17 protein-coding genes are annotated in these 21,167 nt (G+C 64.0%); 14 read left to right on the top strand and 3 right to left on the bottom strand.

Annotation, left to right across the window (positions count from 1 at the left end):
• The first annotated feature begins 311 nt into the window (after positions 1-311).
• The 4 genes from lon to ABMA59_RS25560 all read left to right on the top strand — a co-directional run bounded on the left by lon (position 312) and on the right by ABMA59_RS25560 (position 4,817).
• Positions 312-2,726, top strand: a complete 2,415-nt coding sequence (gene lon, locus ABMA59_RS25575; RefSeq protein ID WP_349008210.1) for an endopeptidase La — start codon at positions 312-314, stop codon at positions 2,724-2,726.
• Positions 2,727-2,921: 195 nt separating this feature from the next.
• Positions 2,922-3,194 (top strand): DNA-binding protein HupB, encoded by a 273-nt coding sequence (gene hupB, locus ABMA59_RS25570; RefSeq protein WP_349008209.1) that lies wholly within the window; start codon positions 2,922-2,924, stop codon positions 3,192-3,194.
• 311 nt (positions 3,195-3,505) lie between these two features.
• Positions 3,506-4,012, top strand: a complete 507-nt coding sequence (locus ABMA59_RS25565) for a hypothetical protein (RefSeq protein ID WP_349008208.1) — start codon at positions 3,506-3,508, stop codon at positions 4,010-4,012.
• The gene (locus ABMA59_RS25560) at positions 4,005-4,817 is read left to right on the top strand and encodes a tetratricopeptide repeat protein (RefSeq protein ID WP_349008207.1); all 813 of its coding nucleotides are present in this window, start codon (positions 4,005-4,007) and stop codon (positions 4,815-4,817) included. The genes ABMA59_RS25565 and ABMA59_RS25560 overlap by 8 nt, the downstream gene beginning before the upstream one ends.
• 9 nt (positions 4,818-4,826) lie before the next feature.
• On the opposite strand, the gene xth is transcribed toward ABMA59_RS25560, so the two are convergent.
• On the bottom strand, positions 4,827-5,609 hold the full coding sequence (gene xth, locus ABMA59_RS25555) for an exodeoxyribonuclease III (protein ID WP_349008206.1): 783 nt from the start codon (positions 5,607-5,609) through the stop codon (positions 4,827-4,829).
• Between the two features lie 142 nt (positions 5,610-5,751).
• Between xth and ABMA59_RS25550 the strand changes: the two genes are divergently transcribed.
• Entirely contained in the window at positions 5,752-7,239 is a 1,488-nt protein-coding gene (locus ABMA59_RS25550; RefSeq protein ID WP_349008205.1) for a nucleobase:cation symporter-2 family protein, read from the top strand.
• Positions 7,240-7,322: 83 nt separating this feature from the next.
• Here ABMA59_RS25550 and ABMA59_RS25545 read toward each other — a convergent pair whose 3' ends face one another.
• Positions 7,323-8,231 (bottom strand): DMT family transporter, encoded by a 909-nt coding sequence (locus ABMA59_RS25545; protein WP_349008204.1) that lies wholly within the window; start codon positions 8,229-8,231, stop codon positions 7,323-7,325.
• A gap of 231 nt (positions 8,232-8,462) precedes the next feature.
• On the opposite strand from ABMA59_RS25545, the gene ABMA59_RS25540 reads away from it, so the two are divergent.
• Both ABMA59_RS25540 and ABMA59_RS25535 read left to right on the top strand, forming a co-directional pair.
• Positions 8,463-10,070 (top strand): adenylate/guanylate cyclase domain-containing protein, encoded by a 1,608-nt coding sequence (locus ABMA59_RS25540; RefSeq protein ID WP_349008203.1) that lies wholly within the window; start codon positions 8,463-8,465, stop codon positions 10,068-10,070.
• A gap of 58 nt (positions 10,071-10,128) precedes the next feature.
• Positions 10,129-10,428, top strand: coding sequence for an immunity 53 family protein (locus tag ABMA59_RS25535; RefSeq protein ID WP_425475985.1), 300 nt, complete (start codon positions 10,129-10,131; stop codon positions 10,426-10,428).
• A gap of 4 nt (positions 10,429-10,432) precedes the next feature.
• Here the strand turns inward: ABMA59_RS25535 and erpA are convergent, their stop codons facing one another.
• The gene (gene erpA, locus ABMA59_RS25530) at positions 10,433-10,780 is read right to left on the bottom strand and encodes an iron-sulfur cluster insertion protein ErpA (protein ID WP_349008201.1); all 348 of its coding nucleotides are present in this window, start codon (positions 10,778-10,780) and stop codon (positions 10,433-10,435) included.
• A gap of 71 nt (positions 10,781-10,851) precedes the next feature.
• Between erpA and ABMA59_RS25525 the strand changes: the two genes are divergently transcribed.
• The 7 genes from ABMA59_RS25525 (at position 10,852) to ABMA59_RS25495 (ending at position 21,136) form a co-directional block, all read left to right on the top strand.
• Positions 10,852-12,069, top strand: a complete 1,218-nt coding sequence (locus ABMA59_RS25525) for a deoxyguanosinetriphosphate triphosphohydrolase (RefSeq protein WP_349008200.1) — start codon at positions 10,852-10,854, stop codon at positions 12,067-12,069.
• Positions 12,070-12,131: 62 nt separating this feature from the next.
• Positions 12,132-13,889: an arginine--tRNA ligase gene (gene argS / locus ABMA59_RS25520; protein WP_349008199.1), complete on the top strand. Its 1,758-nt coding sequence runs from the start codon at positions 12,132-12,134 to the stop codon at positions 13,887-13,889.
• 106 nt (positions 13,890-13,995) lie between these two features.
• Positions 13,996-17,289 (top strand): SPOR domain-containing protein, encoded by a 3,294-nt coding sequence (locus ABMA59_RS25515; RefSeq protein WP_349008198.1) that lies wholly within the window; start codon positions 13,996-13,998, stop codon positions 17,287-17,289.
• Between the two features lie 103 nt (positions 17,290-17,392).
• Positions 17,393-18,412: a beta-N-acetylhexosaminidase gene (nagZ, locus tag ABMA59_RS25510; RefSeq protein WP_349008197.1), complete on the top strand. Its 1,020-nt coding sequence runs from the start codon at positions 17,393-17,395 to the stop codon at positions 18,410-18,412.
• Between the two features lie 61 nt (positions 18,413-18,473).
• Complete coding sequence (locus ABMA59_RS25505; protein WP_349008284.1) at positions 18,474-19,274, top strand: segregation and condensation protein A; 801 nt, start codon at positions 18,474-18,476, stop codon at positions 19,272-19,274.
• Positions 19,271-19,999 carry an SMC-Scp complex subunit ScpB gene (gene scpB / locus ABMA59_RS25500; protein ID WP_349008196.1) on the top strand — a complete coding sequence of 243 codons (729 nt, stop codon included), beginning with the start codon at positions 19,271-19,273 and terminating at the stop codon, positions 19,997-19,999. The genes ABMA59_RS25505 and scpB overlap by 4 nt, the downstream gene beginning before the upstream one ends.
• 30 nt (positions 20,000-20,029) lie before the next feature.
• Positions 20,030-21,136, top strand: a complete 1,107-nt coding sequence (locus tag ABMA59_RS25495) for an ABC transporter ATP-binding protein (protein ID WP_349008195.1) — start codon at positions 20,030-20,032, stop codon at positions 21,134-21,136.
• Positions 21,137-21,167: the final 31 nt, after the last annotated feature.

Below are 21,167 nucleotides of genomic sequence, written 5' to 3'. Positions count from 1 at the left end.
CGCGAGGAACGCGACGCTCAACACGGAAAAGGAACATGCTTTTCGAACTCTGGACTGCCACCCTCGACGTGCCGGAGTGTCGCGGAAGACGCGGTTGCGATCAAGTCGAAAGCTTGTAGGCTGGAACTGGCCATGATGGCTGCGTACACGCCCTTGATCTTTTGTCGGCGCAACGCCAACTAACACGGTGAAGCCAGGGGCATCCTTCCGTGCTAAGAACCCGCACCATTCGGCAATAGGCGGAAAGGCTTGTGCCCGCTAGAATAAGATTCGCGGTTGGCTGAAGGCGGCCGCGGAAGAAAGGTTTTAAGATGGCCAAACTACCCCGCACACCCGGCAATGGCGTCTACGCGGTGCTCCCGCTGCGTGACATCGTGGTGTTCCCGCACATGATCGTGCCGCTCTTCGTCGGGCGTGAAAAATCGATCAAGGCGCTGGAAGAGGTGATGGGGGCCGAGAAACAGATTCTTCTCGCCACCCAGATGAACGCCGCCGACGACGATCCGGAGGCCGATGCGATCTACGACATCGGCACGCTGGCCAATGTCCTGCAACTGCTCAAGCTGCCCGACGGCACCGTCAAGGTGCTGGTCGAAGGCACTTCGCGCGCCAAGATCGCGAGCTTCACCGAGCGCGGCGATTTCCATGAAGCGCGCGCCGTCTTGCTCGAGGAGCCGGCCGAGGAAGAGATCGAGATCGAGGCTTTGTCGCGCTCGGTGATCTCCGACTTCGAGAACTATGTGAAGCTGAACAAGAAGATTTCGCCCGAAGTGGTTGGCGCCGCCAGCCAGATCGACGACTTCTCAAAACTCGCCGACACGGTTGCCTCGCATCTGGCGATCAAGATTCCCGAAAAGCAGGAAATGCTCGCCACGCTCTCCGTCAAGGAGCGGCTGGAGAAGGCGATGGGCTTCATGGAAGCCGAGATTTCCGTGCTCCAGGTCGAGAAGCGCATCCGCTCGCGCGTCAAGCGCCAGATGGAGAAGACGCAGCGCGAATATTACCTCAACGAGCAGATGAAGGCGATCCAGAAGGAACTCGGCGAGGGCGAGGATGGCCGCGACGAGGCCGCCGAGATCGAGGCGCGCATCAAGAAGACCAAGCTCTCCAAGGAGGCCCGCGAGAAGGCGGAAGCCGAACTGAAGAAGCTGCGCTCGATGTCTCCGATGTCGGCCGAATCGACGGTGGTGCGCAACTACCTCGACTGGCTGCTGTCGATCCCATGGTCGCGCAATTCTAAGGTCAAGCAGGACCTGAATTTCGCTCAGGAAGTTCTCGACGCCGATCACTTTGGCCTCGACAAGGTCAAGGACCGCATCGTCGAATATCTGGCTGTGCAGAGCCGCCAGAAGAAGCTGAAGGGGCCGATCCTGTGCCTCGTCGGCCCTCCCGGCGTCGGCAAGACCTCGCTCGGCAAGTCGATCGCCAAGGCGACCGGCCGCGAGTTCGTGCGCATGGCGCTGGGCGGCGTGCGCGACGAGGCCGAGATACGCGGCCACCGGCGGACCTATATCGGCTCGATGCCCGGCAAGGTCATCCAGTCGATGAAGAAGGCCAAGAAGTCCAACCCGCTCTTCCTGCTCGACGAGATCGACAAGATGGGCCAGGATTTCCGCGGCGATCCGTCTTCGGCGTTGCTGGAGGTGCTGGACCCGGAGCAGAACGCGACGTTCATGGATCACTATCTGGAGGTCGAATACGACCTTTCGAGCGTGATGTTCGTGACGACGGCCAATACGCTGAACATCCCTGCGCCCCTGATGGACCGCATGGAGATCATCCGTATCGCCGGCTACACGGAGGACGAGAAGGTCGAGATCGCCAAGCGGCACCTGATGCCGAAGGTGGTGCGCGACCACGCGCTGCAGCCCAAGGAGTTCTCGGTTGCCGATGAGGCGATCCGCGGCATAATCCAGACCTATACGCGGGAGGCCGGCGTGCGCAGCCTCGAGCGCGAGCTGATGAAGCTCGGGCGAAAGGCGGTCACCGAGATCATCAAGACCAAGAAGAAGTCGGTGAAGATCACGGCGAAGAACCTCGAGGACTATCTCGGCGTGCCGCGTTTCCGCTTCGGCATGGCGGAATCGGACGATCAGGTCGGCGTTGTCACGGGACTTGCCTGGACGGAGGTCGGCGGCGAATTGCTGACGATCGAAGGCGTCATGATGCCCGGCAAGGGCAAGATGACGGTCACCGGCAATTTGAAGGACGTGATGAAGGAATCGATCTCGGCTGCGGCGTCCTACGTCCGCTCGCGGGCTCTGGATTTCGGCATCGAGCCGCCGCTGTTCGACAAGCGCGACATCCACGTCCACGTTCCGGAAGGCGCCACGCCCAAGGACGGTCCGTCGGCGGGTGTCGCCATGGCGACGGCGATCGTCTCCGTGCTCACCGGAATCCCGGTGCGGGCGGACATCGCCATGACCGGCGAGATCACGCTGCGCGGCCGTGTGCTGCCGATCGGCGGATTGAAGGAGAAGCTCTTGGCGGCGCTGCGCGGCGGCATCAAGAAGGTGCTGATCCCCGAGGAGAACGCCAAGGATTTGGCCGAGATCCCCGACAACGTGAAGAGCGGTATGGAGATCGTGCCGGTCTCCAGGGTCGGCGAGGTGCTGCGCCACGCGCTGGTTCGCATGCCCGAGCCGATTGAGTGGACGGAGCCGTCGGAAGCCATTCCGGCCAAGCCGGAGGCCGGTGACGACGCTGGCAAGGCGCTCGCCCACTAATTCTTGGGTGGAATGCGCGACTATTGACGAGCCGGGCCTTGCGCCCGGCTTTTTCATGTGACAAACGGCGGAACTCCGGGGTTTCTGCCGCGTTGGCGGTGGCCCGGCAGGGAGAGTTGGTACAAGAAACTCCGATAAGGTCCGTTATCCGGCGGTTGCGTCCCTGGTCCCGGATTTCTCATGGAAGGAAGATTGATGAACAAGAACGAACTGGTTTCCGCGGTTGCGGATTCGGCTAAGCTTTCCAAGACCGACGCTCAATCCGCGGTCGAGGCAGTGTTCTCGGTGATCACCGGGGAGTTGAAGAAGGGTGGCGACGTGCGTCTCGTCGGCTTCGGCAATTTCAGCGTTTCCAAGCGTGCCGAGTCCACCGGCCGCAACCCGCAGACCGGCGCGGAAGTTAAGATCCCGGCCCGCACCGTGCCGAAGTTTACGGCCGGCAAGGGTCTGAAGGATGCCGTCAACTAATCCTTTGAATGATTGCGACGGAGCCGGGCCAGTCCCGGTTCCATCAAACTGATGACCCCGCCGTTTTTCGGCGGGGTTTTTGTTTGTGCGGACGGGGGATAGCCGGGAATCGTCAGGCTGGTCGAGCCCTGTCAAGCAACGTCATCGGCGCGATTTGTGACGATTCAGCAACAGTTTCTCAAGAAGGATTGCGGTACAAACGGGCCGGGCGGAGTTGCCCACATCCCGCCATAAACCCGGAGCACCGGGAATGGTGTCCAAGGCGGGGCCTGTGACGACCCGAAGCCGCCGGTTAAGCGGTCAGGAAAAGAATGCGCGGTTTTGTACCTTTCAAGTCCTGTCTGGGCGATGGCGCTTCGAGCGCGGCGCGGCAGAATCAGTCGATTCTGAAAGTTACTGACCCCAGATCCTGCCTATCCGGCGATGACGATGCGGCAATTGCGGTCGAGACTCGTGTCGCGAAGGCCGGTCGCCCCACTTTGGTCGAATTGGATCGGCATCTTCCAATGGTCGATCGACGTGGCGGGGATGTGGACCCGGCCAGGTTTCGCTTCGGCGGATGTGTCCCAGGCAACGGGCACGAAATTTCAGGGGACCGCGATGTGCAGTCGGCGGCGTTCGGGCGTTTCATCGTCCGGGCCGGCAAGGCTGTCCTGCGGTCCCTTTCGCGTCGGATGAGGGCGCGGCCAAGAGAGACGGGAACGGCGGGCGGCCGGCGTCGGTTGGTTTCAGCCCGCTGGAACAATATGCCGGTGGCGGACGCTTTGGTTTTTGCAGGCTTGGCCACCGGGAGTTCAGAAAAAGACTGCTATGCATAGTTCGTCTGTTTTGAGATCGGGTGTGATGACGGCGCTTCTGGCCGCGACGGTGTTTGCCGCCGCTCCGGCGCGGGCCTTCGACGAACGCATTTTCGACGACAAGGGCGAGGTGAAGGCGCAGTCCAATCCCTGGGCTGTGTTTCAGTTCGGCTTCAGCGCATACAAGAATGGCCATAAGGACCAAGCCGTCGAGGCCTATCGCTACGCGGCGGAAAAAGGCCAGCTCGGCGCCACTTGGAAGCTGGCGCGCATGTATGCGGAGGGCGACGGGGTCGACCGTGACGACTACGAGGCTTTCAAGTTCTTCAGCGAGATTGCGGAACAGGATGTCGAACCGGGCAGCCCTGAGGAAAGCTATATGTCCGATGCGCTGGTGGCGCTGGGCAGCTACTGGCAGAGCGGCATTCCGGGTAGCCCAATCGAGGCCAATCCGGCGGCGGCCCAGCAATATTACATGCGCGCGGCGGCGAACTATCGCAATCCGAATGCCCAGTTCGAAATGGGCAAGATGTTCCTCAACGGCGATGGCGTGAAGAAGAGCATCAAACAGGCCGGCCGCTGGCTGCAGCTCGCGGCCGAGAAGGGCCATGCCGGTGCTCAGGCAACGCTTGGCAACCTGCTGTTCCAGAGCGGCAAGGTGGTACGCGGGCTGGCGATGATGACGGCGGCACTCGAGCGGGCCCCGGCGACCGACAAGAGTTGGATCCGCGGCATGCAGGAGGAGGCCTTTGCGCTTGCTCCCGAAGCCGACCGCCGCACGGCGATCGCGCTGGCGGAGGACTATCTGACCAAGGGCTCGCAGTAAGCCGCCGGCTCACGCCGCGAGTTCAATCGCCACCGGCACATGGTCCGACGGCTTTTCCCACGACCGCACATGTTTTTCGACGGACGCTGAACCGAGCAGGTTTGCCGCTTCCGGCGACAGCAGTTGGAAATCGATACGGATGCCGTTGTTCTTCTGCCAGGCGCCGGCCTGGTAATCCCAGAATGTGTAGACATCGTTGGAATCGGTGACGGCGCGGGTGGCGTCTGTGAAGCCGAGATTGACCAGCCGCCGCAGCGCCTGGCGGCTTTCCGGCTGGAACAGCGCGTCGTTCACCCAGGCCTCCGGGGTTTTCGCATCGCCGGCTTCGGGAATCACATTGTAGTCGCCGGCCAGCACCAGCGGCTCCTCCAGCGCCAGCCGGTCAGAGGCCCATCGCTCCAGCCGCTCCATCCAGCCGAGCTTGTACGAAAATTTCTCGGTTCCGATCGGATTGCCATTGGGCAGATAGAGCGAGACCACGCGCAACACGCCCTTCTCGGTCGAGAAGACGCCCTCGATGAAACGCGCCTGTTCGTCGGCATCGTCGCCGGGCAGGCCGCGATTGACCTCGTCGAACTTCAGCTTCGACAGCAATGCCACGCCGTTGAAACCTTTCTGGCCGTGCGTCTCGACGTGGTAGCCGAGCGACTCGATCTCGGCGCGCGGAAACTGGTCGTCGACCGTCTTGATCTCTTGCAGGCAGACGATGTCGGGGGCGCTGTCGCGCAGCCAGGAGGTCAGGTTGCCGATCCGGGCACGCACGCCGTTGATGTTCCAGGTGGCGATTTTCATGAATCCCTCACGACATCTTCAAACACTTCTTGATGGTCGAATCCGCGCAATGCGGCAATGCTTACAAATCCCCCGAAGCGGGGAGCGTGCCGTGCGGCACCATCGGATGCTGCCCGGACTTTGATAACGGGGAACAAGAGCCATGTCATCCGCCACCCATCCTGTTGACGAAATGCTGCCGCCACCCAGGCTGCTGACGCTGGGCATCCAGCATGTGCTGGTCATGTATGCCGGCGCCATCGCCGTGCCGCTGATCGTCGGCCGTGCGCTGAAGCTCGACCCGGAGCAGGTGGCATTCCTGATCTCGGCCGACCTGTTCGTCTGCGGCCTGGTCACGCTGATCCAGTCGCTCGGCGCCACCCAATGGTTCGGCATCAAGCTGCCTGTCATGATGGGCGTAACCTTCGCCTCGGTCGGGCCGATGGTGGCGATGGCCAACGCCAATCCGGGACCGGACGGCGCCCGCATGATTTTTGGCGCCATCATCGGCGCCGGCGTAGTCGGCATCCTGATCGCGCCGTTGGTCAGCCGCATGCTGCGTTTCTTTCCGCCGGTGGTGACTGGCACGATCATCGTCGTCATCGGCGCCTCGCTGATGCGCATCGGCATCAACTGGATCTTTGGCAATCCGGTGGGGCCGACCGCGCCGAAGCTCGTGGCGCCCGAGCATGCCGAATGGCTGAAGGCGGTCGCCGACCTCGCGGCAGCGCCCAACGCCGTTGTGCCGGCGCTGCCGCCCGGACTGGGGCTTGCCGCCACCGCTCCCAATGTCGCCTATGCGCCGCTGTCGAACATTGCGATCTCGGCGATCGTGCTGGTCTCGATCCTGCTGATCGCCCGCTTCGGAAAGGGTTTCATCGCCAACATCGCCGTGCTGGCAGGCATCGTCGTCGGCGCGGTGATCACCGCCGCGCTCGGCATGATGCATTTCGACAAGGTGGCCAGCGCCGGCTGGTTCGAACTGGTGACGCCGCTGCGCTTTGGCGTGCCGATCTTCGATCCGATCCTGATCGTCACGATGGTGCTGGTCATGATTGTGGTGATGATCGAATCGACCGGCATGTTTCTGGCGCTCGGCGACATGACGGGCAGGAAGATCACGCAGCCGATGCTGTCGGCCGGCCTGCGCACCGACGGGCTGGGGACCGTCATCGGCGGACTGTTCAATACGTTCCCCTATACCAGCTTCTCGCAGAATGTCGGCCTGGTCGGTGTCACCGGGGTCAAGAGCCGCTTCGTCTGCGTGGCCGGCGGCGTTATCCTGATCGTGCTCGGGCTGGTGCCGAAGATGGGCGCGCTGGTCGAGGCTCTGCCGGTCTTCGTGCTCGGCGGGGCAGGGCTGGTCATGTTCGGCATGGTGGCGGCGACCGGCATCCGCATCCTGTCGAACGTCGACTTCAAGACCAACCGCAACAATCTGTTCGTCGTCGCGGTCTCGATCGGGTTCGGCATGATCCCGCTGGTGGCGCCGGACTTCAAGATGTGGCTGCCGCACGCCATCCACCCGCTGATCGAATCGGGCATCCTGCTCGCCTCGCTCTCGGCCGTGCTGCTCAACGTCTATTTCAACGGCGCGTCGGCTCCCGCCGAAGAGGATGTGCGTGAGGCTGCGATGGCTGCGGAGGCTTGAGGTCCCGCATAAAACCGAATGGAATGCGGGAGCGCCTCGACCGGCGCTCCCGATGTTTTTCGGGAAAGGCACTGGTTGGCCGATCAGGCAGCCGCAATATCCCGCTTGCGGCCGGGCAGCGTCATGGCAATGACACCGGCAATCACGCAGACAAGCCCGATGCCGGCGGTCGACGTGACGGTCTCGCCGAGGAAGATCACGCCGATGGCGACGCCGATCGGCACGCGCAGGTAAGCCTGCGCCGTCGCGCCGACCGAGCCCAGCGTGTGGATCAGCCGGAAGTAGATGACGAAGGCCAGCGCCGTCGAGAATATTGACAGGCCGAGCAGCGCGAGCATCGAAGCGGTCGACGGGGCGAGCGTCCATGGCCGGTCGACGACGAGGCTGAGGGGGATCAGGATGATTGCCCCGCAAATCAGCGAGCCGGCCGCCGGCATCATCGGGTCCAGTCCCCTGAAATTCTTGCCGAAGATCGCCGCGCCCGCATAGCAGACAGTTGCGGCGACCACGGCCAGTTGCGCCCACAGCGCATCGCCGAGACCGTTCAGCGCCTGCATGCCGATGATCAGGCAGATGCCAGCCAGGCCGGCTACCACGCCAAACAGCTTTCTTGTCGTAACCTGCTCGTGGCGGACGATCAGCGCCGTCAGCAGGAAGGCGAAGATCGGCGTCATCGAGTTGAGGATCGCGGCAAGCCCTGCGTCGACGGTTTGCTCTGCCCAGGCGATGAGCGTGAAAGGGACGGCGCTGTTGAGGACTGCCTGCACCAGGAAGCGTGCCCAGGTCTTGGCATCCGTCGGCAGGCGCAGGCCGCGCAGGCGGAGCACGGCGAGCAGGATCAAGCCGGCGATCAAAGTGCGGGCGGCGATCAGCGTGATCGGCGGGATCGTCTCCACGCCGATCTTGATGAAACTGTAGGATGCGCCCCAAAGGCTGGCGAGCAGTATCAGGAGCGAGAGTTCGACGGTCATGTTGGGTTTTGTGGAAGGCATTCTGTGTCACTGAGCTATTGGCAATTCGCAGCCCCTTATAAGTCATGGCCGTCGACCGATGTTTCGGCCACGGTCGAACTGTGGTGAATCCAACATGTCCTTCCACAAAGCCGCCACGATCTTTGGGTGAGCCTCACATTGTCGTAGCCGGGGCAGTCATGAATCGCTACCTTCCGGCGTTCGGATGCGGGCGTGGCCTGGTTGTGGGCGCAGCCGTATCGGGGGTGGATCATGAGTGAAACGGAAAGCTCGATTGAGCCCGGGACCTATCGGCGGGTCTGGCCCGCCGTCGTGGCCGTCATCCTGCTGCTGGTGGCATTGCCGGTCGCAGTGCTGTTCGACCTGCGCGCCCTGACGGAGGAACTGTCGCGGCGCCAGGCTAACGACATCAGCAAGATCATCAACGACATTCGCGGCTTCTACGCCACCGAGGTCGTGGGCCGCATCCAGCAGGCGGGCGACACAAAGGTCACGCTGACCGACAATTTCCGGCACGTTCCGGGAGCCATACCGATCCCGGCGACCTTTTCGCTTGAGATCGGCAAGCTGACGAGTTTGCGCGACAATACGGTGCGCTACGACTTCGTTTCCGATTATCCGTTTGCCGGCCGTCAGCCGCACGTGCTCGACCCGTTCCAGAAACAGGCGCTGGCGGATTTCCGTAAGGATCCGTCGATCCAGACGCTGGAAACCGTCGAGGGCGGCTGGAGCCCGACCGTTCGCGTCTCGGCGCCCATACTCATGACGGAACCCTGCGTGGCCTGCCACAACACCCATCCGGCAAGCCCCAAGCACGACTGGAAGGTGGGCGACGTTCGCGGCATCCAGTCGGTCTCGGTGACGCAGCCCCTGACGCTCGGTTCGCTCGGCTTCCGCTACATCTTCGTCTATTTCGGCGTGGCGGTGGCGACCGGCATCGCCTTCATCGTCCTGCAATGGCGGCAGTCCCGGCAGCTTGCCACGATCAACAACGAACTAAAGGACGCCAACAATTTCCTGGCGACTGTGTCGCTCAAGATCGCCAAATATTTGTCGCCGGAAATCTACAAGAGCGTGTTCAGCGGCGAGCGTGACGTGAAGGTGACCGCCGAGCGCAAGAAGCTGACGATCTTCTTCTCCGACATCGTCGACTTCACCGCCACGACCGAGCGAATGCAGCCGGAGGAACTGACTGCGCTGCTGAACGAATATCTGACCGAGATGTCGCGGATCGCCCAGGCGCATGGCGCGACGATCGACAAATTTATCGGCGACGCGATCCTGGCATTCTTCGGCGATCCCACCACCCTCGGGGCGCGCGAGGATGCGCGTGCCTGCCTGCGGATGGCCGTGGCCATGCAGGAGCGGCTACGGCAACTGCAGGTGAAGTGGCGCAATCAGGGTATCGAGCAGCCCTTCCGAGTGCGCATGGGCATCAATACCGGCTTCTGCAATGTCGGCAATTTCGGCAGCGAGGACCGCATGGACTATACGATCATCGGCGCCGAGGCCAACCTTGCGGCTCGGTTCCAGAGCGTCGCGCCGGCCGGCGGCATCGTGATGAGCTATGAAACGCTGGCGCATGTAAAGGACATGGTCGACGCGCGGCCGATCGAGCAGATCAGCATGAAAGGCATCAGCCGGTCCATCGTGCCGTATCTGGTCGAGCATACCTGCATCGGCGACGAGAAGACGACGGTGATCAACGAGCACGACGAGGGCCTGTCGCTGATGCTGGATATTTCGGGGATGGATGCCGCCCGCGCCAGCCGCCTGCGCGGAAAACTCCAGGCGGCACTTGCGGCGCTTGACGACAAGATCAAGGACCAGATCGTCCCAGCCTCGCCGGAACGAGCGTAAGGGCAGATACCGGATCAGATCATCGATTCTGAAGTTTCCCACGAACCAGGAGCGAATGGTGGAGAAGCAATCGGTGCTCAGCCAGTTGCAGCAATGGTACGCGAGTCAATGTGACGGCGACTGGGAGCACGGCTACGGCGTGGCCATAGGAACTTTGGACAATCCTGGCTGGAGGCTAAAGGTCGATCTCCGAGGCACCAACCTCGACGGCAGGACGCTGGCCGAAAAGACGTACAATTACGACGATGACATCGATTGGTACGTCGTCCGCACGGCCGATAACAAGTTCGAAGGGGCGGGCGGGCCTGCGCAACTGGAGAAAATGATCCAGGAATTTCTGGAATTCGCCGGCGTGTAGGCCGTCAGATCGAAAAACTTGTCCCGCAGCCGCAGGAGGCGACGGCGTTCGGGTTCTTGATCTGGAAAGACTGGCCCATCAGGTCGTCGACGAAGTCGATGACCGAACCGCCCATGTAAACCAGCGACAGATCGTCGATCAGCACCGTCGCGCCGTTCTTCTCGACCGCTACGTCGTCGTCGTTGCGGGCGTCGGTCAGGTCGAACTTGTAGGAGAAGCCCGAGCAACCACCGCCTTCGACGGTGACGCGCAATGCGGTCTTGCCGGGTTCCTTGGCGACGATTGCCGCGATGCGCTTTGCAGCGGCATCCGTCATCTCGACCTTCATGGTAGACTTGGCGTCGGCATTCATGGCGTCACCTTGCGTTCGCGCTTGCGCAATAGGTATGAAGCGGGCGGGGGCAAGTCAACCGGCGGCAAAATATGGTTCAGGGCGAACTGGGCGACATCGGCTTCGGCTACCGGCCGCGCGCGCCCTATGCCTGCGATCCCGAGCAGAGCCGGGGTAGGCTGTTCGACGAGGTGGAAAGTCCCACCCGCACGCCGTTCCAGCGCGACCGCGACCGCATCATCCATTCCACCGCCTTCCGCCGGCTGAAACACAAGACCCAGGTCTTCGTCGCGCACGAAGGCGACCATTTTCGCACGCGGCTGACCCATACGATCGAGGTGGCGCAGATCGCACGGGCGCTGGCGCGCGCCCTGCGCTGCGACGAGGATCTGGCCGAGGCTCTGGCGCTGGTCCACGATTTCGGCCACACGCCCTTCGGCCACACCGGCGAGGATGCTCTCAACGACAAGATGGCGGAGTGGGGCGGCTTCGACCACAACGCCCAGTCGATGCGCATCGTGACAAGGCTTGAGCGCCGCTACGCCGAGTTCGACGGGCTGAACCTCACCTGGGAGACTCTGGAAGGCCTGGTCAAGCACAACGGCCCGCTGGTCGGCCCGGACGGGCAGGGGCTGAAAGGCCCGGTGCCGCGCACCATCCTCGACTACAACGAACTGCACGACCTCGAACTCGACCGCTACGCCAGCCTGGAGGCACAATGCGCAGCGATTGCCGACGACATCGCTTACAACAGCCACGACATCGATGACGGCCTCCGCGCCGGCCTGCTGACGCTCGCCATGCTGCGCGAGGTGTCGCTGCCAGGGCGGATTCTTGGCGAGGTAGGAAACCTCTATCCCGCCCTCGACGCAGTGCGCACCGGGCATGAGCTGATGCGCCGGCAGATCACCCAGATGGTCGAGGACGTCATCGTCACCTCCAAGCGCAACCTTGCCGAGATAAAACCGGACAGCGCCGACGCGGTGCGCCGCGCGGGCCGCGCCATCGTCTCCTTCTCACCGGAAATGGCGGCGGACGACAAGGAACTGAAAGCCTTTCTGTTCAAGAACTTGTACCGCCATGCGGAAGTGGTGCGCGTGCGCGTCGAGGCCGACCGCATCGTGCGAAAACTCTTCGATGCCTACTATGCCGATCCGCGCGCCATGCCGGACGGCTGGCGCGAGGGGCTCGACCGCGCCGAGCCGCGCGTGAAAGCCCGCCACGTCGCGGATTTCCTGGCCGGAATGACCGACACCTACGCGGTCAAGGAATATTCGCGCTTGTTTGACCGGCAGCCGGATTTGCGATAGGGCAGGCGCGTTTCCGGCAGGCAGGAGCCTGCTGCGTGCCCGCTTTTTCCAGGACTAAAGTGATGAACGTTTTCGCCGACTTCAATGATCGGATCAAGAGGGTTGTTCAAGGCCTTGAATTGAAAGGCAATGACGGAACTGCGCTCGACTTGTCGCGCATCGCCGTCGAGCCGCCGCGCGATGCCAGCCATGGCGACCTGGCGACGAACGCCGCGATGGTGCTGGCGAAAGCTGCCGGGCAGAACCCGCGCGCTTTGGCCGAAACCATCGCCACCGGACTGCGCTCCGACCCGGATGTCGCCGAAGCCTCCGTCGCCGGTCCCGGTTTCGTCAATCTGCGGCTGCGTCACGGCTACTGGCAGAACTATCTCGCCCGCCTGATCGAACTCGGCGCCGATTTCGGGCGCTCGACCATGGGCGTGGGCAGCAAGGTGAACGTCGAATATGTCTCGGCCAATCCGACCGGGCCGATGCATGTCGGCCATTGCCGTGGCGCGGTCGTCGGCGACACGCTCGCAAATCTTCTGGCCTTCACCGGCCACGACGTCACCAAGGAATATCTGATCAACGATGCCGGCGCGCAGATCGACGTTCTGGCGCGTTCGGTGCTGCTGCGCTACCGCGAGGCTCTGGGCGAGAACATTGGCGAAATCCCCTCCGGCCTTTATCCCGGCGACTATCTCATCCCGCTCGGAAAGCAGCTAGCCGCCGACTATTGCGACAAGCTGCTGAAGATGCCGGACGACGAGGCGATGGCAATCGTCAAGGACAGGGCGATCGACGCGATGATGGCGATCATCCGCGAGGATCTGGCGCTGCTCAACGTCCACCACGAGGTGTTCTTCTCCGAGCGCTCGCTGCATGCCGACAACGCCAAGGCGATCCGCAAGGCGATCGCCGAACTGACCATGGCCGGCCACATCTACAAGGGCAAGCTGCCGCCGCCCAAGGGCGAGAAGCCGGACGACTGGGAGGACCGCGAGCAGACGCTGTTCCGCTCGACGGCTGTCGGCGACGACATCGACCGCCCGCTGGTGAAGTCGGACGGCCAGTTCACCTATTTCGCCGCCGACGTGGCCTATCTCAAGGACAAGGTGCGGCGCGGCTTCGACCACACCATCTTCGTGCTCGGCGCCGACCATGGCGGCTACGTCAAGCGCATGGAGGCGCTGGCGCGCGCCGTCGGCGGCAACAGCCTCAAACTCACCGTGCTGCTTTGTCAGTTGGTGAAGCTTTACCGCAACGGAGAGCCGGTGCGCATGTCGAAGCGTTCGGGCGATTTCGTCACCTTGCGCGAGGTGGTGGAAGAGGTCGGCCGCGACCCGATCCGCTTCATGATGCTCTACCGCAAGAACGACGCGCCGCTGGATTTCGACTTCGCCAAGGTGACGGAGCAGTCGAAGGACAATCCAGTCTTCTACGTGCAATATGCCTCGGCCCGCTGCCACTCCGTGTTCCGGCAGGCGGCGGAGCAACTCGGCGAGGTCGACGCGAGTCGGGCCGCTCTGGCGAAGGACGTGGCGATGCTGTCCGACGAGAGCGAGATCGCGCTGGTCCGTAAGCTCGCCGAATATCCGCGGCTGATCGAGTCGGCTGCACAGTCGTTGGAGCCGCATCGGCTGGCATTTTACCTCTACGATCTGGCCAGCGCGTTCCACGCACAGTGGAACCGCGGCAACGAAAATATAGACTTACGGTTTGTTAAGGTTACCGACCGACAATTGACGCATGCCAGGCTCGGATTGGTCCAGGCGGTCTTGGATGTCATCACGTCCGGACTTGGACTGATCGGAGCCGAAGCGCCAAGCGAGATGCGCTAGCAAAAAGGGGCCGTATACCGGCCACCGTTTGCCCACATTACGCTGGTATGGCGCGGCATTGCGTGGCGCCGTTCGCGTCGAGTTGTGTCGAAGTTCGGGAACTATAATGGCAGACAAAGCAAACCTGAAGATCGCCGCCCAGCCAGCAATCTCGGATGACGATCCTTTCGCGGAACTGACCCGTATCATGGGTTTCGACCCGCGCCAGCCGGTGAAGCCGGCCGCCGTCGCCAAGCAGGCGCGTCCGGTTGCTGTCGAGCCCGCCAACGATGCCTTTAGCGAAACGGATCTCAGCCTCGATCTCGAGCGCGAACTCATGGGCGACTTTGCCGCCGAAGAACCGGCGGCAATCGCCGGTGCCGTCGAACAGGCGCCGCAAGTCTATGCCGACGAGGCGCCCACGGCTTCCGCCAATCTGCCCGACATCGCCGCCGAGCAGCCGGAATACGACGAGGTCGCTGAGATGCACGCCAGAATCGCCGAGGCCGAGGCGGCGCACGCGGCTCAGCTGGCAGGCGCGGCCCATCAGGCGCCCGCCGCCGAGCAGCCTTGGTTCCGTCCGGTCGAAGCCGAGACTGAGGCTGGTCCGATTGAAGCCGCGGCCGAGCAGGCCGACGAGGTCGAACTGTCGCTCGCCGAGACCGAAATCGACGTTCCGGCTGAACCTGCGGCGCTGGCCGACGCCGAAGTCGAGGTTCCCGAAGCCGCACAGGCTTGGGGCACCGAAGCGGCAGCCTGGGACGTGGAAGTTGCGGAAGAAACTCACTCGGCGCAGGCTCTTGAGCAGCCAGAGGCGGCGACCGAATATGCGGCCGAAACGGAAACCGATACCGTGCCCGAAATGGCGGCGGATGTTTCGTCAGCCGAATGGAACCGCGACCAGCATTTCGACATTGCTGCAGCCGCGCAGCAGCAGACTGCCGCCGGCTACGATGAGCCGGTCTCTGTCTCGCATGAGCTGGAAGCGCTCTCTTTCGATCCGGAAATGGATGCGCCCTCGGCGGCGACCCACGACGCCGAGCCGGAGCCTGCCCATGCAAGCGCGCAGGATTTGGATCCGGTAGCCTTCGAAGACGTTCAGGACGAGGCGCCGCACGCCGCCGTCGCGAAAACGCCTCGGGAAATCGAGTCAGCCTACGCGCTCGAAGCAAGCCTTGAGCAGGAACTGAACGCCTTGCTCGGCAACCAGACCCAGCCGGCTCCGGCTCCCGCTCAGGCCCGCTACGAGCAGCCGGTCGCGCCTCTTCCAGCCTATGAGCCAGAGGAGGAAGTCGTCGCGTCTTCGCATGATTCCCTCGACAATCAGCAGGAATCGGCTCCGGCCGGCGACCACTACGCTCGTTCTTCGGTCCAGGCGTTGCCCGTCTATGACGAGGCGGAGGAGCCCGCCAACGATCCAGCTTTTGATCCGAGATCGATTGACCTTGCGAATCAGCATGGGCAAGATTGGCAACCGAGTTCTGTCAAGTCCGTGATGCAGGCCACGGAAGACGATCTCGACAGTCTGTTCGACGATCAAGCCTTCGAAGCGGCGATAACCAGTTCGGTCGCGCGGGCGGATTTCGATGCGCCTCACGGCGCGCCGGCTGCCCAGCGGATAGAGGAATCGGAGAATTCCATGCCTCGGGATGGACACGATCCATATGCGGCGCTGGCCGCCCTTTCGGCGGACCTGAAGTCCGGCCGTTCGTGGCAGGATGCGGGGGCAAAACCCGCCGAAGCCAATCCCTATGCCCCGCAGGCGGCTTTCTCCGGCTATCGGCCTTCGGCGCCAGGCGTTGCGCAGGCGGAGATGCCCGACATCGAGACGGTGGACGTGCCCGAGCAGGCCGTGGCGCTGGCCGACGATCTCGACCTGCCCGACTTGGCCTATGAGGACGAGCCGACGCTCGCTCCGCGCTATGACGACATCGACGCCGAATTCTCGCATCTGCTGCAGGACATGAATGTCCGCGGCGCCGAGCCGGCCCAAGTCGCGCAGGCTCAGCCCAGCGCCTACAGCGCCGCCAGCTATCACAGCGACTATTTCGACGATCGTCCGGCCGTGGCGGCAGGCGCCGCCATCGCAGCGGGAGCCGCCGTCGCGGCTGCCGCCGCTGCTCGGCCGGCCTCGGCCGGCGATTATGATCCGGCCTATTCGGATGCGTCGAGGACGGCGGTAGGGCAGGGTTCGCGGGTCGGACACCAGCCCGAACTGACCGACACGGAATTCGCATACGATCCCGACCTCGACGAGGAGATCGCCGGTCCCGCCTACACGCCGATTGCCGAGCGTCCGCGCCCGCGTCGCGGCCTTCTGGTCGCCGCAATCGTCGGCGGCGTCGCTCTGCTGGGCGGCGTGGTGGCATTCGGCCTCTCCTTCGGTGACGGCACGGGCTCAGGCGAACTCGCGCTGGTCAAGGCCGACCCTTCGCCGGTCAAGGTCAAGCCGGAGAATCCGGGTGGCACGACCGTCCCGAACCAGGACAACAAGGTCTATGATTCGGTGGCGGGCGCCGACGCGCCGACTGCGCCGACGCAGGAGAAACTTCTCTCCAGCGCCGAAGAACCGGTCGACATGGCGACGACCGAGGACGAACCGGTCGAATCGCCGATGTCGGCCATGGAAGAAGCCTCGGATGGTTCGGACGGACAGCCCGCCGCGATCGACAACACGTCGACCGCTGGGCCGGTCGTCGCGGACGCAGCGACACCGACCACCGACGCGCCGGCGCCGAAGGGCGAGGATCGCATCGAGCAGGCCGTCCAGGACCCGGGGGTGGACAACAGCGTCGAGGTTGCCGCCGTGGCGCCGCGCAAGGTGCGTACCATGATCGTCAAGGCAGACGGAACGCTGGTCGCCCGCGAAGAGACCGCGCCCGCCGCCGATCAGGTCACCTCGGCTTCGGAAGGCATCGTCGATCCGGTTGCTTCCACGGCAATGCCGGCTGCCCAGGGTGCCGATACGGCTTCTCCGGCTCCTGCCGCTGCCGCCGATGCGGCGGCGAAGCCCGCTTCCGCCGCTGCGTCCGAGCCGGCCGCCCCGGCGCCGCGTGCTTCCGGCGCGACGCCAAACCAGGCCCCGATTGCGCCGACGCGCCCCTCCGATCAGCCCGTCGACATCGTCGGCGAGGTCAAGCCGCAGCAGGTCGCGGCACTCAGCCCCGCCGCCTCCGCCGGCTCCTGGTCGGTGCAGATTGCCTCGCAGCCGACCGAAGCCGCGGCGCAGTCCACCTATCAGGATCTCTCACGCCGCTACGGCAAAGTCCTCGGCGGCAAACAGGCCACGATCGCCAAGGCCGAGATTGCCGGCAAGGGCACCTTCTGGCGTGTCCGCGTCCCGGCCGGCAGCCGTAACGACGCGATCAAGCTCTGCGAGAGCTACAAGGCGGCCGGCGGAAGCTGCTTCGTCTCGAAGTAAGCCTGCGGCGCCCAACAGGCCAAACAGACATGACAAACCGGTGCGAGCGCCTCGCACCGGTTTTTTCGTTCATACCGCCGACGATCCGAGGTAGAAATCTCATATGACCGAATCGAAAGCCATGATCCTCGGCTGCGCCGGGAAATCCCTCACTGAGAGCGAGATCCGGTTTTACCGCGACGAGCGTCCCTGGGGGTTCATCCTCTTCGCCCGCAACATCGGCGAGCCACGGCAGATCTCCGACCTCGTGGCCTCGATGCGCGACACAGTCGATCGGCCGGAAGCCCCGGTTTTCATCGACCAGGAGGGCGGCCGGGTCCAGCGCCTGCGTCCGCCGATCGCGCCCAATTACCCGGCGGGCGCCTCGGTCGGCGCGCTCTATCGCGAGGATCGCGAGGCCGGCCTGCGCGCCGCCTGGTTGCTGGCGCGTTTGCATGCCTTCGATCTGCTGCGTTTCGGCATCACCGCCGACTGCCTCCCGGTGCTCGACGTGCCGATCGAGGGCGCCAGCGACGTCATCGGATCGCGCGCCTATGGCAAGGATCCGGATACGGTGGCCGCCCTCGGTGGCGCGGCGGCCGAAGGCCTGCTCTCCGGCGGCGTGCTGCCGGTCATGAAGCATATGCCAGGCCACGGCCGCGCCTTCTCCGACACGCATTTCGAGTTGCCGACCGTCGATACTCCGCTTGAGGAACTGCGCCGGCACGATTTCGCGCCGTTCAAGGCGCTGAACCACCTGCCGATCGGCATGACCGCGCACGTCGTCTATTCCGCGATCGACCCGAGCGCTCCGGCGACCACGTCGGAGAAGGTCGTAGGCCGGATCATCCGCGGCGAGATCGGTTTCGACGGCCTGCTGGTCAGTGACGACACCTCGATGAAGGCGCTTTCTGGGGATTTCCCAGACAAAGCCGCCGCGATCCTTGCAGCGGGCGTCGACATCGTTCTTCACTGCAACGGTGTCATGCAGGAAATGTCCGGCATCGCCTCGCGCACGAAACCGCTTGCTGGCAAGTCGCTGGCGCGGGCGGAACGGGCATTGAGCTACATCGAGGATCGCGATCAGGCCGCGGAAACGGAAGTGCGCGCCGAGTTCGCGCGCTATTTCGAGGCGGTGGCATAGGGCACCAGAAAGGACGGCGTTGGCCGCGAGCGGAGAGCAGAAGGGCGCGAAACCCATTCCGATGGACCGTCTGTGGACGGAGCCGGCGGATGACCGCGCAACCGGCGATCCCGCGCTGCTGGTCGACGTTGCCGGTTTCGAGGGGCCGCTCGATCTGCTGCTGCATCTCGCGCGCAACCAGAAGGTCGACCTGTCGCGCATCTCGGTCCTGGCGCTCGCCGAGCAATATCTGGCCTTCATCGACCAGGCACGCGCCATCCGGCTCGAACTCGCCGCCGATTATCTCGTCATGGCGGCATGGCTCGCCTTCCTGAAGTCGAAGCTGCTTATTCCCAAGCAGGCGAGCGACGATGGCGAGAGCGGCGAGGAACTGGCGGCGGTGCTTCAGTTCCGCCTAAAGCGGCTTGAGGCAATGCGCGACGCCGCTGCGCGGCTGGTCAACCGCAACCGCCTTGGCCGCGACGTCTTCGCGCGCGGCCAACCGGAACTGGTCATCGTCGAAAAGCGCAATCAGTACACTGCGAGCCTCTATGACTTGCTCACCGCCTACGCCATCCAGCGCCAGCGGCAGGCTGTCACCAATGTGCACATCGCCAAGCGCGGCGTCTGGTCGCTCCAGGAGGCGCGTGCCATCCTCGCCCGGCTGATCGGCAGCTACAAGGACTGGACTGCGCTCGACCGTTATCTCGTCGATTATCTGACGACGCCGGAGGAGCGGGCGACCGCGATCGCCAGTTCCTTCGCCGCTACGCTCGAAATGGTGCGAGAGGGGCAGATCGAGGTGCGCCAGGAAGCGGCGTTTGCGCCGCTCTATCTGCGCGGCCGGCAGCCCATAGCGATCGTCGCGGAAACGGAACCATGAGCGAGAGCGCCAACGCAAAGATCATCCCGTTTTCAGGCGAGGGGCATGAGGCGTTGAACCCGGCCGAGCGGTTGCACCTGTCGGAAGCGATGCGCATGGCGGAGGCCATCGTCTTCGCCAGCGCCGGGCCGGTCAGCGAGGCGCAGCTTGCTCAGCGCCTGCCGGATGGCATCGCCGTGCCGCTGATCATGGCCGAACTGCAACAGGTCTATTCCAAGCGCGGCGTCAATCTCATGAAGGTCGGCCCGGCCTGGGCGTTCCGCACTGCGCCTGACCTCGCCTTCATGATGACCCGCGACCAGGTCCAGCAGAAGAAGCTTTCGCGCGCTGCGCTCGAAGTGCTGGCCATCATCGCCTACCACCAGCCGGTGACGCGCGCCGAGATCGAGGACATCCGCGGCGTCGAGACCTCCAAGGGCACGCTGGACACGCTTCTGGAGACCGAATGGGTGCGCATGCGCGGCCGCCGCCGCACGCCCGGCCGCCCCGTCACCTACGGCACGACCGACGGGTTCCTCGATCATTTCGGGCTGGAGGAGATCCGCGATCTGCCCGGTATCGAAGAATTGAAGGGCGCCGGGCTGCTCGCCGCCCGCATGCCCGCCAACTTCTCGATGCCGTTGCCGCCGGCCGATCCGGAGGAACTGACCGAGGACGAGGACCCGCTGACCGACATCGACCTCGAGGAACTCGGCCTGTTGACACCCCGCGCCACGGATGATTGACCGTTCCCCGTCGGGAAAGGGTCAGTCGCATTGACGATCGAAGAAGTGGGCAAGGTCAATCGCAGGACGGCGGGCGTCACGTTCGCCGCGCGCCTTGTCTTCGAGAACATCTCCCATTCCTTCGCGCCGGGCTCGGAAACACTGCGCGACGTGTCGCTGGCGGCCGAGCCCGGAGAAGTGCTCTGCCTGCTCGGCCCATCCGGCTCCGGCAAGACGACGCTGCTACGCATCGCCGCCGGCATCGAGCCGCAGACCACCGGCCGCGTGCTGCTCAATGGCCGCGAAATCGCCGGACCCAGCATATTCCTGCCGCCGGAAAAGCGCTCGATCGGCCTGGTCTTCCAGGATTTCGCGCTGTTCCCGCACATGACCATCCTGGACAATGTGCGCTTCGGTCTGACCGCGCTGTCGCGCGACGAGGCCCGTGATGCGGCGATGATCGCTTTGTCGCGCGTCGGGCTGGAGGCCTACGCCGCCTCCTATCCTCACGTCCTGTCCGGCGGTGAGCAGCAGCGCGTGGCATTGGCGCGCGCTCTGGCGCCTCGTCCCGCCGTGCTGCTGATGGACGAGCCGTTCTCCGGTCTCGATTCGCGCCTGAAGGATTCCGTGCGCGCCGAGACGCTCGCCATCCTGCGCGAGAGCCGGGCCACCGCGATCGTGGTGACCCACGACGCGGAGGAGGCGATGCGCATGGGCGACCGCATCGCCCTGCTGAAGGACGGACGGCTGGTGCAGGCCGGCAGGGCCGAGGACCTCTACCTCAAGCCGGCCGACCTTTTTGTTGCCGGCTTCTTTTCGGAGCTGAACGTTTTTTCGGGCCGCGTGCGCGGCGGCGCGGTCGACACTTCGCTGGGCATTATCGAGGCAACCGGTCTTGCCGACGGCGCCGAGGCGACCGTCGCGGTGCGCACCACGGGCTTCGATGTCAGCGAAAACCAAGGAAATACAGAGGCGCGCATCATTTCGCGCCGCTATCTCGGCGTCGTCGAACTGCTCGAACTAGCGGTTCCCGGCGCCGAATCGCCGGTCCGGGCGCGGGTCCGCTGCGGCGCTTTGTCGGCCAGGGCACGGGATATCTGGCTTTCCCTGCGCAAATCGGATGTACTTCTGTTTGAAACGCGGCGCGAAAGCGCATAGATCAGTCTCAGGAAATCGCTTCGAGAGAGTT

It is taken from the genome of Mesorhizobium yinganensis (assembly GCF_040081985.1).
GTDB classification, from domain to species: domain Bacteria; phylum Pseudomonadota; class Alphaproteobacteria; order Rhizobiales; family Rhizobiaceae; genus Kumtagia; species Kumtagia yinganensis.
The sequence above is the reverse complement of the archived record's forward strand: the minus strand, read 5'-3'. Positions and strand labels throughout refer to the sequence as shown.